The organism is Streptomyces sp. CBMA29 (genome assembly GCF_014596445.1).
GTDB lineage: Bacteria > Actinomycetota > Actinomycetes > Streptomycetales > Streptomycetaceae > Actinacidiphila.
This window is the reverse complement of sequence record NZ_MECL01000041.1, coordinates 23,038-37,399: the sequence shown is the minus strand read 5'-3', so window position 1 is coordinate 37,399 and position 14,362 is coordinate 23,038. Positions and strand designations below refer to the sequence as shown.

Here is a 14,362-nt window from a genome sequence, read left to right as displayed (position 1 = left end):
GGGACAGCCGCATTCCGGAGTCGGCCAATGACCCACCTCGCCGCGCTCCCGATCAACCGGTCAGCCGTCGGACGACCACGAGGCCGATGGGGACCAGAGCCGCCCCCCCGTGAACTCCGACCCACGACGGAAGGTCCCCATGTCCCAGACGCAGAGCGCTCCGCCGCACGTCCAGGAGAGATCCCGTACCACTCCGCGAAACGCGATCATCGTCATAGCGCTGCTGTGGACGGTCCAGTTGGTGTCGATCGTCGCCGTGCTCGCGGGTACGTCACAGGCGGCCATAGCGATCCACTTCCACACCACCCAAATCGCCTGGTTCACCCTTATCAGCCTGCTGACCGGTACGTTCTTCCTGCCCTTCGTGGTCAAGGGCGCGGCGATCTTCGGCAAGAAGCGTGCCCTGTTGGCCATTACCTGCCTCGGCCTGGTCGGCGACCTGGTCGCCGCCCTCGCCACCGACTACCGCACCCTGCTCATCGGGCGCGGCATCGCCGGGGTGTACGCGGCCGCGACGCCGCTGACCTACGCGATCACCCGTGACGTCTTCCCGCCGCGCTGGGTGGGTCTGGCCAGCGGATTCCTCGGCGGTGGCGCCGGGCTCGTCGCCTTCGGCGGGCCCTTCCTCTCCGGCTGGCTCCTGGACAGCCGCTTCGGTTTCCACGGCGTTCTGTGGTTCCTGGCGATCAGCACCGCTGTGAGCGCCGTGCTCGTGGCGGTCTTCGTCCCCGAGAGTCCCGTCCGGATGAGAGGCGGCCGAATGGACTGGACCGGAGCGCTACTTCTCGGCACGGGGGTCACCGCGGTCATCTACGCCGTCGGCGAGGGATCCCACTGGGGTTGGAGCAGCGGAAAGTTCATCGCCTACATGTCCGGGGCACTGGTCGCGCTCGTCGCCTTCGTCCTCGTCGAACGCCGGGTCGCCGAGCCGCTGTTCCCGCTGTCCATGACGCGGCGCCGCCCGGTGTGGACCGTTGTGCTGGCCACGTCCATAGCGGCCGGTTCGCTGAGCGCGGTCGGCATCGTGATCCAACTGCTGGTGCTGATGCCCCGGATACCGGAGGTGTCCGCCGGTCTCGGCTGGTCCGCGACGCACAATGCCATCGTCACCATCCCGATCAGCGCCATGATCGTCCTGTCGGCCGTCGGAACGGGCCTGGCGGCCCGACGTGTGGACACCCGGATCCTGCTCAGCACCGGCACCGCGTTCGCGGTGCTGGGGTACGGGATCGGCACCCAACTCCACCACAGCGCCGCCCAGATCGTGGAGATGGGCATCATCGCGGGGCTCGGCACCGGGATGGTTCTCGCCGTCGTGCCCATCATGATCATCGGAGTGGTCGCCCCGGAGGAACAGGCCCTGGCCAACGGCGCGCAGAGCCTCGCCCAGGGTGTCGCCCAGGCCGTCGTGTCCCAACTGGCCTTCGTCGTCATGGCCCAGAACGGACGGATTCTGAAGGGCACGCAGTTCTATCTCGACAAGGGCTTCACCAACGGGCTCTGGCTGGTCGTCGGTTGTTGCGCGTTCGGCGGGTTGTTCATCGTCCTCATCCCCAGAGGCAAGCGGCTCGACGAGGCCAACGTCGGCCAGGCGGCCTGACGCCGGCGGCTGGTCAACGCTGTCCCGCTCAGTGGGAAGTCGACGTCCGCGGGGGCGACGGGCTCGGCACGATGAACGCGTGACCGGCCGGGAAAGGTGGCCGTGATCCCACGACCACCCGCCCGCTCACCCATGTGTCACCTGCTCTTTTCCGGGGCGGGCCGCCGGGGGCGCGGCACCACGGGCGGACCTGGCCCGACCCCTGCCGGAGGATGCCCATGACGTCGACCACAGCGAACGTGCGGGCGGCCGTCGCGCGCCTGGAGTCGGCCCGTACGACCGGAATGTCGTGCGAACCGCTGACGGACCTCATCGGCCGCACCGACATCGCCCTCGCCTATCGGGTCCAGCAGGCCGTGACCGAACGCCGACTGGCCGCCGGCGCCCGGCTCATCGGCCGGAAGATCGGTCTGACCTCCGAGGCGGTGCAGTCCCAAGTGGGCGTCGACCGGCCGGACTTCGGCGTCCTGTTCGCGGACATGCGCTACGCGGACCGCGAGGAGGTCCCGATGGCGCGACTGCTCCAGCCGCAGGCGGAGGCCGAGGTGGCCTTCCTGCTGGGCCGCGACCTGTCGTCCGAGGACGACCTCGCCGGCCTGCGTGCTGCGGTGGAACTCGCCTACCCGGCCGTAGAGGTCGTGGACAGCCGGATCACCGACTGGAGGATCTGCATCACGGACACCGTCGCCGACAACGCCTCCTCCGGAGTCTTCGTCATCGGTGAACAGGGCCTGCCGCTGGACGCGTTCGAGCCCGCCGACACCGTCATGACGATGCGCCGCGACGGCGGGACCGTCTCCAGCGGGACCGGCCGGGCGTGCCTCGGCGACCCGCTCAACGCCCTGCGCTGGCTGGCGGCCACCGCGATCGAGTTCGGCGCGCCGTTGCGCGCGGGCGACCTCATCCTGTCGGGGGCGCTGGGGCCGATGGTCCCCGTGCGGCCCGGCGACGTATTCGAGGTGCGGATCGAACCACTCGGAACCATCACCGCGTGCTTCTCGGGAAAGGGAGAGTGATGACGCAGCCCACGGGCGTCGCGATCGTCGGGTCAGGGAACATCGGAACCGACCTGCTGATCAAGATCAAACGCGCTTCGGCGCGACTGGAGGTACTCGCCATGGTGGGTATCGTCCCGGACTCCGACGGACTCGCCCGCGCCGCCCGCATGGGCGTGGCCACCACCTCCGAGGGAGTCCCTGGCCTGCTGAGCATGCCGGAGTTCGAGAACGTGAAGATCGTGCTGGACGCCACCAGCGCCGCCGCCCACACGGCCAACGCCCGGCTGCTGGAAGGACACGGGCGACGCCTGATCGATCTCACACCGGCGGCGCTCGGCCCCTTCGTGATCCCGCCGGTCAACCTGGACCAGCATCTCGACGCCCCCAACATCAACATGGTGACCTGCGGGGGGCAGGCCACCATCCCGGTCGTCGCCGCCGTTTCCCGGGTGACCGAGGTGCCGTACGCGGAGATCGTCGCGTCCGTGGCCTCCCGGTCCGCGGGACCCGGCACCCGGGCGAACATCGACGAGTTCACCGAGACCACGGCGCACGCCGTCCAGACGGTGGGCGGAGCCCGCGCGGGAAAGGCGATCATCATCCTCAACCCGGCCGAACCGCCGCTCATCATGCGCGACACCGTCTTCTGCCTCGTGGGAAACGCGGATCACGACGAGATCCGGCAATCCGTCGAGCGGATGGTGACGGAGGTGGCCGCCTACGTACCCGGCTACCGCCTGGTGCAGAAGGTGCAGTTCACCGAGGTCGATCCGGACGAGGTGAGGACGCTGCTGCCCCCGGGATCAGGACCGGTCGACACCAAGGTGTCGGTGTTCCTCGAGGTCGAGGGCGCCGCGCACTACCTGCCCGCCTACGCGGGCAACCTCGACATCATGACCTCGGCCGCCGTGCGCGTCGCCGAACGGATCGCCGAACGCTCCGAGGCGGTGGCCCGATGACCGAGATCTACGTGCAGGACGTGACGCTCCGGGACGGTATGCACGCCATCCGGCACCGGATCGACCCCGAACTGGTCGGCAGGATCGTCGCCGCGCTCGACCGGGCCGGTGTCGCCGCGATCGAGATCGCCCATGGCGACGGACTGGCGGGTTCGAGCCTCAACTACGGTCCCGGCAGCCACACCGACTGGCAGTGGATCGAAGCCGCCGTCGCCAACGCGTCACGGGCGGTGATCACCACACTGCTGCTGCCCGGCGTGGGGACCGTGGCGGAACTGCGCCGGGCCTACGAGCTCGGCGTGCGCTCGGTGCGGATCGCCACCCACTGCACCGAGGCGGACGTGGCCGCCCAGCACATCGCCGAGGCGCGCGAACTCGGCATGGACGTGTCGGGCTTCCTGATGATGAGCCACATGCTTCCCCCGGCCGAACTCGCCGTCCAGGCACGGTTGATGGAGTCGTACGGCGTGCACTGCGTCTACATCACCGACTCGGCGGGCCGGCTCACGTCGGACGACGTCCGGGCACGGGTCCGCGCCTACCGCGACGTGCTCGACGCCGGGACCCAGATCGGCATCCACGCCCACGAGAACCTCTCCCTCGGCGTCGCCAACTCCGTCGCCGCCGTGGAGGAGGGCGTGTACCGGGTCGACGCCTCGCTCGCCGGACAGGGAGCAGCCGCCGGGAACACCCCCATCGAACCGTTCGTGGCCGTGGCCAACCTCAAGGGCTGGAAGACCGGCTGCGATCTGTTCCCGCTGGAGGACGCGGCCGACGACCTCGTACGCCCTCTTCAGGACCGCCCGGTCCGCGTCGACCGCGAGACCCTCACCATCGGTTACGCCGGTGTCTACGGCAGCTTTCTGAGGCACGCCGAGAACGCGGCACGCCACTACGGACTCGACACGCGGGACATCCTCGTCGAGGCGGGCCGCCGCAAGCTCGTGGGCGGGCAGGAAGACATGCTCACCGACATCGCCCTGACCCTGCGGAGCCGGCGGCCCTGAGGCCCTGATCCCCGGATCGGCCCTTCGGCACCGTCGATCCGGGCATCTCCGGCCACCGGCCATCGATGACTTGGCCGTCCGTACCACCAAACGGAATTCTCGCTGCCGACTCGGTTTCCTCGCGTTCTAGAGTCCTCGCACGGCGGTGCCCCCACGCTGCCGGTGCCGCACGAGGCAGGTAGCCAGGTCCCGGTCGTCGGTCTCGGGGCCAGCACTCATCTTGCGCGACCGTGACGCCCTCGGCGTGGGCGACCGGACGCTCAGGTCGTGTTCCGGCAGGCCCGGAGCGGCGGCGCACCCGCACCGCTCCGGGCGCACGTGGGCCGACACTCCTCATCCTCGCGGCGGCTGCGCGCGGCGCCCAGCCGACGCGACCCGCCCATCCCAGTCGGAGGGCTCCCATGACGGAATCACCCCACACAGCGCCCAGGGCGACGTCGGCCGAGGACGGGGGCTGGACCCCCCGGCTCGTCTGGTCGACGATCTTCATGGCCCTGGTCCTCGAGGCGCTGGGTCTGGGCGCGACCATGGTCTCCATCGGACTCCCGAGCATCCTCAAGGAATTCCCGACGACCCAGGGCGGCTGGCTGACCACGGCCTACTTCCTGGCGGGGGCCGTCTCTGCCCCCTTGCTGGGGAAAGCCGCCGACCTGTTCGGCAAGAGACGGATCCTGCTGCTCACCATGCTGATCTCGGGGGTGGGGGCAGCGCTCTGCGCGCTGGCGCCGAACTTCGGGGTCCTGTTGGTGGGGCGGGCGCTGCAAGGACCCATCCTGGCAACGCTCTCGCTGGTCCCCTCCCTCATCCGGGACACCTACCCGCCGAAGCAGGCAGTCGTCGCCTCGGCGGTCGCGATCACCGGGCTGGGCTTCTTCTCGGTGTTCACGCCGCTGCTCGTCGGCAAGCTCATCGAGGCCACGGGCTTCCGGGGGATGTTCTGGTTCGACACCGTCTGGACATTCGCGCTGTGCGTGGCGATCTGGCTGGTCGCCCCCGAGTCGCCGCTGCGCCGTAGCACCCGCTTGGACATCCTCGGCGGCAGCCTGCTCAGCGCCGGTGTTCTCGCGGTGCTGCTCTATGTGAGCATGGGCCACGCATGGGGCTGGACGTCGACGACCGGACTGCTCCTGGTACTTGGTGGCGCCGTAATGCTGGCGCTCTTCTACCGGCGCGCGCACCGCACGCCGGAGCCGATCGTCAACCTCGCGCTGTTCCGCAGGAGACCGCTGTTGTTCGTCGCGATCGGCGGCGCGACCGGTTACGGGATCTCGATCACGATCAGCCAGGTCATCCCGATGCTCGCCATGACGCCGCGGGCGGCCGGGGGAACGTACGGGCTCGGCTACAGCACATACCGGTACGCCACCCTCGGAACTCCGCAGGCCGTCGCCACCGTGGCGGCCGGCATGGTGGTCGGACTTCTCGTCGCCCGCGGCAGGCACCCGCGGATGTTTCTGACCATCGGCCTGCTCGCGTGGCCGGTCGCCACGATGCTGCTCGCCTACCGCAACGACAGCTTCCTCGAACTCGCCGTCGCCGCCCTGGTGGTCGGCGTCGCCGGTGGGCTGGTGACCGCGTCGGTTCCGAATCTGGTGATGCGGGCGACGCCGGCCGATGACCAGGGATCGACCGCCGGCACCGTCCAGCTCTGCCAGACCGGCTTCTCGGCCGTCACGCCCGTCGTGATGTTCGCGGTGCTCGCTCCGCACGCCAAGGTCTTTCCGGGGGGTGGCGTGGTGTACGGAGAGTCGGGTTTCCGCACCTGGCTGCTGGTGACGGCCGTGCTGGCGGTCGTCATCGCCGCGGTCGGGGCGACGCTGCTGCGTGAGCGTCCCGACCAGGACGTGCAGGAGTTCACCGTTGACCTGGCGTCTCCGCTGGCCGGGAGGGCCGGGTAGGCCGCCCTCGCCGAAGTGCCCCCGCGGTCCCCGGAGACTCCGGACGCGGGAGTGCCCGCCATCGGCATGCCCTCCCTCGCCCCCGCGGGGGAGGGCGCGAACCCACACACTTCACCGTTCCTTGGAGGTCGGCCCGTGGCCGAGACCGTGCTCACAGACATCCTCGTCGTCGGCGCCGGACCCGTCGGGCTCTACGGCGCCTACTGCGCCGGGTTCCGGGGCCTGCGGACCGTCGTGGTCGACGCGCTGCCGCAGTGCGGCGGCCAGATCACCGCGCTCTATCCCGAGAAGGAGATCCGTGACATCGCGGCCGTGCCCGGAGCCCGCGGTCGCGACGTCGTCGCCGACCTCAAGGAACAGGCCGACGCGTTCGGCCCGGCCTACGTGCTCGGCCGTCAGGCGACCGGCCTCGCCCACTCCCCCGACGGGCGCCCGCAGGTGACCCTCTCCGACGGCGTCGTCGTGGACGCGGGCGCGGTGGTGCTGACCGCCGGGATGGGCACGTTCACCCCGCGGACGCTGCCGGCCGGAGAGGAGTTCCTCGGCCGCGGACTGAGCTACTTCGTCCCCGACCCGGCGGTGTACGCGGACCGGGACGTCCTCGTCGTCGGTGGCGGGGACAGCGCGGTGGACTGGTCGCTCGCCCTGTGCCCGATCGCCCGCTCGGTCACGCTCGTGCACCGCCGCGGCACGTTCCGGGCGCACGCGGCGAGCGTTCGGGAGGTACGCGCGTGTGGCGCCGAGATCGTGACGGGCGCTCAGGTGGAAGCGCTGTACGGCGACGACCGGGTACGCGAGGCGCATCTGCGGATCGACGGCGAGGAGGAGGTTCGGGTGCTGAAGGTCGACGCGGTCGTGGCCGCGCTCGGCTTCCTCAGCAATCTCGGGCCGCTCGCCGAGTGGGGGATGCGGCTGGAGCGGCGGACGATCGTCGTCGACACCCGGATGCGCACCACGGTCGACCGGGTGTACGCCGCGGGTGACGTCACCGCGTACCCGGGCAAGGTCCGCCTGATGTCGGTCGGCTTCGGCGAGGTCGCCACCGCCGTCAACAACGCGGCGGTCGCTCTGGACCCCACGCTCTCCCTGTTCCCCGGCCACTCGAGCGAGTCGTCCTGAACGCCCTGGCCCTCCCCCAGGGCCCAGCGGGAAGGCCCGTGGGCAGTTGTGTCAAGCACGACTCTTGACACCCCACAGAGCGGATGTGAGCCTGCTTACAACGTACTGATTTCCAGGAGATTTCAGCCCCCAGCACGCCAATGGGAGCCGGTTTCCTGGCAAAACAGCGAACGAGGGATTGTAAGAGTGTCCTGAACTGGAGGGCGGCAGCCGTGTTGATTGACTCGGTAAACGTTGCGTCGGTCAAGGCCGCGGGGGATGACCGCGGCGGCCCTGAGCGCACCGTTCTCGGCCGGATCGCGGCCGTCCTGGAAGCGTTCGACGAGAGCCACGAGGTACTGAAGCTCAGCGAGCTGCACCAACGCACCGGCCTGCCGAAGTCGACCCTGCACCGGCTGGCGGAGCAGCTGTGCCAGGTCGGCTGGATCGAGCGGCATCTGGACGGCTACCGCGTAGGGATGCGGCTGTTCGAGCTGGGCAACCTCGCGGTGGAGGGGAAGGCGCTACAGGAGGCGGCGTTCGCGCACCTGCAAGCGCTCGCGGCGAAGACCGGGATGGCCGCGCAGCTCGCCATCCTCGACCAGGCCGAGATCGTGTACCTCGAGCGCATCGGCGGGGGCACGATCCGGCTGCCGACCCGGCGCGGCGGCCGTAAGCCCGCGTACTGCACGGCCCTGGGCAAGGCGATGATCGCGTTCGACGAAGAGGCGGTCAGGTCCGTGCTCGCCGCGGGAATGCCGAAGAAGACGCCGAACACCATCACCGATCCCACCGTTCTGCGCAGAGAGCTCAGCAGGATCCGCCGGGACGGCATCGCGTTCGACCGGGGTGAGGCGTACAAGGAGTTCGTCTGCGTCGCCACTCCGATCCGCCGGTCGGGACGCACGATCGGAGCCGTCTCGGTCACCGGTCCGGCCGGCCAGATGCGGTGGGGCATGGCAAGCGAAGCCGTGCGCAACACCGCGACGGCGATCTGGAATGCCAATCTCGCCCTCAAATTCGGGGCCTTGGGCGCCACCCGTTCCTAGACGCATTCCACCGAGCGGAATCTCACCACGACACGGCCGCCGCGATCCGGGAGTGTCGACTCCGTAGGAACGGCACGCTCGGTGAGGACAGGAAACGGGTCGCTGATGACAGAACTGACGTATGACGGCACCGGCAGGACGCTGGAGACACCGCGGGGAACGCTGCATTTCCACGAGGCAGGCGACGGACCGCCGCTGCTCCTGCTCCACGGTTCGGGTCCGGGGGTGAGCGGCTGGGCGAACTTCGGAAACAATCTGCCCGTGTTCGCCGAGCACTTCAGGACGCTGGTCCTCGACTTTCCGGGCTTCGGCACCAGCTATTCGTGTGACAGCGACCCGATGTCCGCCGCGCTGCCCGCGGTAGTCGACTTCCTCGACGGCCTGGGGATCGACCGGCTACCGGTGCTGGGGAATTCGATGGGCGGGGCCATCGCGGCCAGGCTGGCGGCCACTCATCCCGACCGGGTGAGCAGGCTCATCACGATCGGCGGCATCGGGCTGCCGCTCTTCAGCCCCTCACCGCCGGAGGGAATCAAACTGCTCGTGCAGTTCGTCGAGGACCCCACCCATGAGCGGCTCGTCGCCTGGATGGAATCCATGGTCTACGACACAGGTATTCTCACGGACGAATTCGTCGACATGCGATGGCGGACGGCGACCAAACCGGAAGCGCTCGCCGACGTTCGGAAACTGTTCAACCTCCAGTCGCTGGCGGCCATGGGAAAGCCGGCCGCCAGAGCCGCCGAGGCCATCGGAATGCTGACCCGGATCCAGGCGCCGACTCTGGTCACCTTCGGGCGCGACGACCGCGTGACGCCGCTGGACAGTTCGCTCGTCGCGATGCGCTATATCAAGCGGTGTGAGCTCCATGTCTTCCACGACTGCGGGCACTGGGCGATGATCGAGCGCAAGGACGAGTTCGAGAACGTCGCCCTCTCCTATCTCCTGCGCGACAGCAAGCCCGCAGTCCGTCTTTGATTCCTCCCCGATCGGCCTCCCGGACGCCCCAGAAGTCACAGTAGAATGATTTCTCCTCAAGGCCCGTCCTGGGAGAAGGGATCGACCGATCTGATGATCATCGCCGAGGACGTGGGCCAGGTGTCGGCGGCGCCGGAGACCCTCGCGCCACAGGTCGCGAGGAAGCTCGAGAACGAGATCATGCGGCGGGGCTGGCCGGTCGGACAGCTCCTCGGTTCGGAGACCGAACTGCGGGAGCGGTTCGGTGTCTCGCGCTCCGTGCTGCGCGAGGCGGTCCGGCTGCTGGAACACCAACTGGTCGCACGGATGCGGCACGGTCCAGGCGGCGGGCTCGTGGTGTGCGCGCCGGACTCGTCTCCGGCGATCCGTGCGCTGGTCATCTACCTGGAGTACGTCGGAACGAGCGTCGGAGACCTCCACCACGCCCGCCTCCTGCTCGAACCGCTCGCGGCCCGGCTGGCCACGGAGTCGGTGACCGAGGAGGAGATCGCCCGGCTGCGCGCGACCGCCGATCCGGCGGAGCCCGTCGACGCCGATTTCCATGTGCTGGTAGGGCAATTGTCCGGCAACACGGTGCTGCGACTGTTCACCGAGGTCGGCGCCCGGCTGAGCGGCCAGTACGTGCTGACGTACAAGGACGTGCCGTCGACCGGGGCCGCGGCACCGTGGGTGCACGCCCCGGCCAGACACCTCGGCGTGGTCGACGCGATACTCGCCGGCGACGACGCCTCCGCGCAGCTCCGCATGATCGCGCATCTCACCGAGATCGAGGACTGGCTGCTCACGCAGAGCCGTAGCTGGTCGACGGAGCGCATGCTGACGCGCCCGGTCGATCCGCAGCCCGGCCGCGACCCGGCGCGCAAGGGAGCGGAGGTGCTCGCGGGCCGAATCCACGACGACATCGTCGGCGAGGGTCACCGGGTCGGCGAAGTCTTCGGATCGGAGTCCGTCCTCCTGGCCCGCTACCAGGTCGGCCGCGCCATGCTCCGGGAGGCCGTGCGGATCCTGGAGCACCACAGCGTCGCGCAGATGCGCCGGGGTCACGGCGGCGGGCTGGTCGTCCTGGCGCCCGACCCCACGGCGAGCATCCACACGATCGGCCTCTACCTGAACTACCAGGGCGTGCGCCCCGAGCACCTGCTCGTGGTCCGTGAAGCCCTCGAACGGGGATGCGTCCAGGCGGCCACCGCGGCGGCACGCGGGCCCGTCGCCGCCGGCCGGCTCCGCGACCTGCTCGCGCGCGAGGACGCCGACGAGGAATTCCACGCGCGGCTCGCGGAGATCGCGGGCAACACCGTACTGACCCTGTTCCTGAGAATCGTCACCAGGCTCTGGGTCAGTCAGGGCTTCGGCGAGGAGTCGCCGGGAGCGGCCGACGGCGGCGATGCCCACAGGGCGATCCTCGAGGCCGTCCTGGCCGGAGACGAGGGTCTCGCGCAGCACCGCATGCGTCGCCACCTGAGGACTTTCACCACTCGGTGGCACTGAGCGGGTCCCGCTGAACGTGACACCGGCCCGGACCCGCAGCGACGGGGCCGGGCCGGTGAACCACGGTCAGCCGAGGTCGTGAGGCTCGCGACCTGCGAGGTGGCGGCCCGCGCGGTATCCCATCGTCACACTGGAGCCGATGCACGCGCCTCCGCCGGGATACGTCGCGCCCAGGACCGCCGCGGACGTGTTGCCCACCGCGTAGAGTCCGTCGATCACCGGGACACGGTTGCCCAGCACGCGCGCGTCGGCGTCGATCCGGCAGCCGCCGTTCGTGCCGAGCGTTCCCGGCCACTGCTGGATCGCCCCGTACGGCGGCCCGATGACGGGCTTGACGTTGACGGTGTCGGGCCCGGTGAGGACGTGGGTCTGGAGCGGGTCGGCCCAGTCCGGGTCCTCGCCCTTCTCCGCGTACTCGTTGTAGCGGTCCACCGTCTCCCGCAGCGCGGACGGTTCGATGCCGAGCTTCCCGGCCAGCTCGCCGATGGAGTCGGCCACCGCCAACCAGTCCGGCGCCGGCTGGCCTTCGGGACCGGTCAGGCTCATCTCGATTCCGGGTTTGGCACCCATGACTCCCTCGGCGAGGTGCTGGGCGCCGAAGACGACCCAGGCCGGGGGCTTGTTCGCGAATCCGGGCAGCCGCTGGTCGTAGAAGCCGAAGGGGTGCGAGAAGTCGTTGTACGTATAGCCGCCGTGCATGAAGCGGCGGCCGGACTGGTTGACGATGATCGAGCCGGCGCCCAGCCCCATGATCATCTGCGGCAGCGGATGCCCGTCCCGGCCCTTCTCCCACGGGTCGTACACGACGCCGTAGGAGAAGAAGGTGGTCATCGAGCCGAGTCTGGCTCCGACCTCCATCGCCATCAGGTGGCCGTCACCGGTGTTCGACCACGGGGTCATGGGCTTGACCTCGTACCCGATGAAGGTTCTGACCATTTCGGGATTCCACTCGAAGCCGCCGCATGCCAGGACGACCCCCCTGCGCGCGCCGATCCGGCGCCTGCCGCCGTCGCCGTCCGCGACGACGACGCCCACCACCGCCGAGTCGTCATTGGTGACCAGTTGGAGCGCCGGGGTGCGTGTCCGCACCTCCACACCCCGGTCCACCAGTGCCTTCAGCAACGGGGCGATCAGACCGCCGCCCTTGGCCCGCCATCCCTCGCGCCGCCGCCGGTCCAGTTCCTCCGGTCCGACCTCGCCGCGGCGCATCTCCGGGAAGCTGACCTCGGCGGGCGGCACCCAGGGACCGCGGTTGATCAGCTCCGCCAGCTCGCCCAGCTCGGCGGCGGCCGGATAGGGCTTGACCGACACCGACCGCGGAAAGTGCCGCACGCCGGGGATCCGGTCCCCGATCACGGAGTAGTAGTCGTCCAGCGTCAGGTGCGGCTCGCAGGCGTACCCGGTGTGCGTCTCCAGGTAGTCCAGCGCCACCGGGGCGGTGTCGACGTAGACCTCGACCAGCGACGGGTCGGCCTCCCGTCCGTCGGAGAGGCGACGGACGTACGCGATGGCGTCCTCGCGCGAGTCCTTGTCCGCGATGTGGCGGTTGTTCGGGATCCACATGTCCCCGCCCGAGACCGCGGTGGTACCGCCGATGTACTGGTCTTTCTCCACGACCACGACGCTCGCGCCGCCGTCCCGGGCGAGCAACGCAGAAGTGAGCGCTCCGCCTCCGCTCCCCACCACGACGACGTCGAAGATCTCGTCCCATTGCTGATCTTGACTTCCAGGCACAGCGAACTCCCCAATGCGGTCGGCACAGTCGGTGATAGGCGGGTCATGGCGGGGAGGTCCCCGGACGAGGCACGGCATGACCGTGGTCGCGCACATCGTCCGGAGATCCCGGGAAGCGCGGGTCGAAAGGAGAGCCGGATCAGTCGTTCCAGATGAACCGGTCGGCGACCCGGTGATGGTTGTAGATCGTCATCTCCTGGTCCTCGCTGAGCCGGTGGCCGTCGAAGCTCGGAGAGTGCATGCCGACCGTGACCTCTTTGGCGTTGGACAGATCCTGGTTGAAGACCTCACCGAGGTCGGCGTCGCGCCAGTTCTCGAAGTACTCCGGCTGGAACTCCCGCTTCTTGTCGTAGTCGGCCGTCGGGATCAGGTCGAGGCTGCCGATCTCAAAGAGGCAACTGTCCGGGTCGGAGCCGTTGGGACGGGCCCGGTACATGAACATCGAGCCCTGATTCGGCAGCAGGATCGTGTTGGGGAAGACGTTCCAGGCGGTACCGGCCTCGGCCCACTGCTGGGCGGTGATCTCCCGCCAGTCGTAGCCCTCGGCGAGCGACAGGTTCTTGTACAGCTCGAGGAAGTGCTGACCGGCGCTCACGCCCTCGGGAACGTCCGCGGTCTTGAGCGCCTCGGCCGCGCGCCAACTCCGTTCGTTCTCCAGGCCGCGCATGTCGTCGGCGATGTACTGCACGCTCAAGGCCACCGCGAGGCGCTCGTCGGTGACGTTGTCGGTGCCCCGCTGCGCCGGGTCCTTGCCCGCGCCGTCGGTGATGGTCTGCTTCTTGCGTCCCACGGACGCGTAGTACGCGTGCCGCTCGTAGGCCGTCGTCGGCGCCCACACCCGGCTCTCCAGCTCCTGCATCGAGGCGATGTTCGTGTTCGACTTGTCGAACCGGTGGAGTTGCGGGTGTGTCCCGAGGACGTGGTACGCCTCCAGGAAGCCGTCGAGCGCGGTCTTCCAGTTGCATGGCAGGATCACGCCCTTCAGCCACCGGTACCGCATGTTCTCCATCTGGAACGGCTCGAAGATCCGCGGTATCGGGTCGAGGTACTCAAGCAGCGGCGCGGCTTCGGGATCCATGGTGACGAAGACGAATCCGCCCCATGTCTCCGCCCGCACACCGACCAGGCCCAGGTCCTCGTCCGACCTCGGCACGAACTCCTCGCGGTCGAGCACCAGCCGGATCGAACCGTCGAGGTTCCACCGCCAGCCGTGGAACGGGCAGATGAGCGAGCCCACCCGGCCCCGGCCGCGGGCCAGGCGGGTGCCACGGTGCCGGCAGGCGTTGTGGTAGGCACGGACCGCCGTCCTGGACTCCCGCACGATCAGGATCGAGTGCGAGCCGATCTCGTACTCGACGAAGTTGCCCACGCCCGGCAGCTCCTCCAGGCGGCACGCCATCAGCCAGGTCCGCCTGAACATCTTGTCGAGTTCGAGTTGCAAGAACTCGGGGTCGAGATAGCGCGCCTTCGGTACGAACGCGCGATCGAGCCGATACTTCTCGGGCACCAGATCAGCGGGGACATCCCCCTGGAACCAGGGCGTCTTGCCACGC

At 69.4% G+C, this 14,362-nt stretch carries 11 protein-coding genes; 9 read left to right on the top strand and 2 right to left on the bottom strand.

Going from position 1 to position 14,362, the window contains the following annotated elements:
* Positions 1–139: 139 nt before the first annotated feature.
* From BGM09_RS06470 to BGM09_RS06430, 9 genes are all read left to right on the top strand, one after another.
* Positions 140–1,600, top strand: a complete 1,461-nt coding sequence (locus tag BGM09_RS06470; RefSeq protein ID WP_188280452.1) for an MFS transporter — start codon at positions 140–142, stop codon at positions 1,598–1,600.
* Positions 1,601–1,818: 218 nt separating this feature from the next.
* On the top strand, positions 1,819–2,616 hold the full coding sequence (locus BGM09_RS06465) for a 2-keto-4-pentenoate hydratase (protein ID WP_188280451.1): 798 nt from the start codon (positions 1,819–1,821) through the stop codon (positions 2,614–2,616).
* Complete coding sequence (locus BGM09_RS06460; RefSeq protein WP_188280450.1) at positions 2,616–3,557, top strand: acetaldehyde dehydrogenase (acetylating); 942 nt, start codon at positions 2,616–2,618, stop codon at positions 3,555–3,557. The genes BGM09_RS06465 and BGM09_RS06460 overlap by 1 nt, the downstream gene beginning before the upstream one ends.
* On the top strand, positions 3,554–4,564 hold the full coding sequence (gene dmpG, locus BGM09_RS06455) for a 4-hydroxy-2-oxovalerate aldolase (RefSeq protein WP_188280449.1): 1,011 nt from the start codon (positions 3,554–3,556) through the stop codon (positions 4,562–4,564). The genes BGM09_RS06460 and dmpG overlap by 4 nt, the downstream gene beginning before the upstream one ends.
* Before the next feature lie 401 nt (positions 4,565–4,965).
* Entirely contained in the window at positions 4,966–6,462 is a 1,497-nt protein-coding gene (locus BGM09_RS06450) for an MFS transporter (protein WP_188280448.1), read from the top strand.
* 135 nt (positions 6,463–6,597) lie between these two features.
* Positions 6,598–7,581, top strand: a complete 984-nt coding sequence (locus BGM09_RS06445) for an NAD(P)/FAD-dependent oxidoreductase (protein WP_317452567.1) — start codon at positions 6,598–6,600, stop codon at positions 7,579–7,581.
* A gap of 212 nt (positions 7,582–7,793) precedes the next feature.
* A complete protein-coding gene (locus tag BGM09_RS06440) occupies positions 7,794–8,609 on the top strand; it encodes an IclR family transcriptional regulator (RefSeq protein WP_188280446.1) in 816 nt (271 codons plus the stop codon).
* 105 nt (positions 8,610–8,714) lie between these two features.
* On the top strand, positions 8,715–9,587 hold the full coding sequence (locus BGM09_RS06435) for an alpha/beta fold hydrolase (protein ID WP_223186413.1): 873 nt from the start codon (positions 8,715–8,717) through the stop codon (positions 9,585–9,587).
* Between the two features lie 45 nt (positions 9,588–9,632).
* Positions 9,633–11,075, top strand: coding sequence for a FadR/GntR family transcriptional regulator (locus BGM09_RS06430; RefSeq protein WP_223186412.1), 1,443 nt, complete (start codon positions 9,633–9,635; stop codon positions 11,073–11,075).
* A gap of 66 nt (positions 11,076–11,141) precedes the next feature.
* Here BGM09_RS06430 and BGM09_RS06425 read toward each other — a convergent pair whose 3' ends face one another.
* Complete coding sequence (locus BGM09_RS06425) at positions 11,142–12,809, bottom strand: FAD-dependent oxidoreductase (RefSeq protein WP_317452566.1); 1,668 nt, start codon at positions 12,807–12,809, stop codon at positions 11,142–11,144.
* Between the two features lie 139 nt (positions 12,810–12,948).
* Positions 12,949–14,316 carry an aromatic ring-hydroxylating dioxygenase subunit alpha gene (locus BGM09_RS06420; RefSeq protein ID WP_317452565.1) on the bottom strand — a complete coding sequence of 456 codons (1,368 nt, stop codon included), beginning with the start codon at positions 14,314–14,316 and terminating at the stop codon, positions 12,949–12,951.
* Positions 14,317–14,362: the final 46 nt, after the last annotated feature.

Excerpts from the sequence above, each read along its gene's own strand:
- BGM09_RS06470 (WP_188280452.1), top strand. The coding sequence starts at position 140 with ATGTCCCAGACGCAGAGCGCTCCGCCGCACGTCCAGGAGAGATCCCGT.
- BGM09_RS06465 (WP_188280451.1), top strand. The coding sequence starts at position 1,819 with ATGACGTCGACCACAGCGAACGTGCGGGCGGCCGTCGCGCGCCTGGAG.
- BGM09_RS06460 (WP_188280450.1), top strand. The coding sequence starts at position 2,616 with ATGACGCAGCCCACGGGCGTCGCGATCGTCGGGTCAGGGAACATCGGA.
- dmpG (WP_188280449.1), top strand. The coding sequence starts at position 3,554 with ATGACCGAGATCTACGTGCAGGACGTGACGCTCCGGGACGGTATGCAC.
- BGM09_RS06450 (WP_188280448.1), top strand. The coding sequence starts at position 4,966 with ATGACGGAATCACCCCACACAGCGCCCAGGGCGACGTCGGCCGAGGAC.
- BGM09_RS06435 (WP_223186413.1), top strand. The coding sequence starts at position 8,715 with ATGACAGAACTGACGTATGACGGCACCGGCAGGACGCTGGAGACACCG.
- BGM09_RS06430 (WP_223186412.1), top strand. The coding sequence starts at position 9,633 with ATGATTTCTCCTCAAGGCCCGTCCTGGGAGAAGGGATCGACCGATCTG.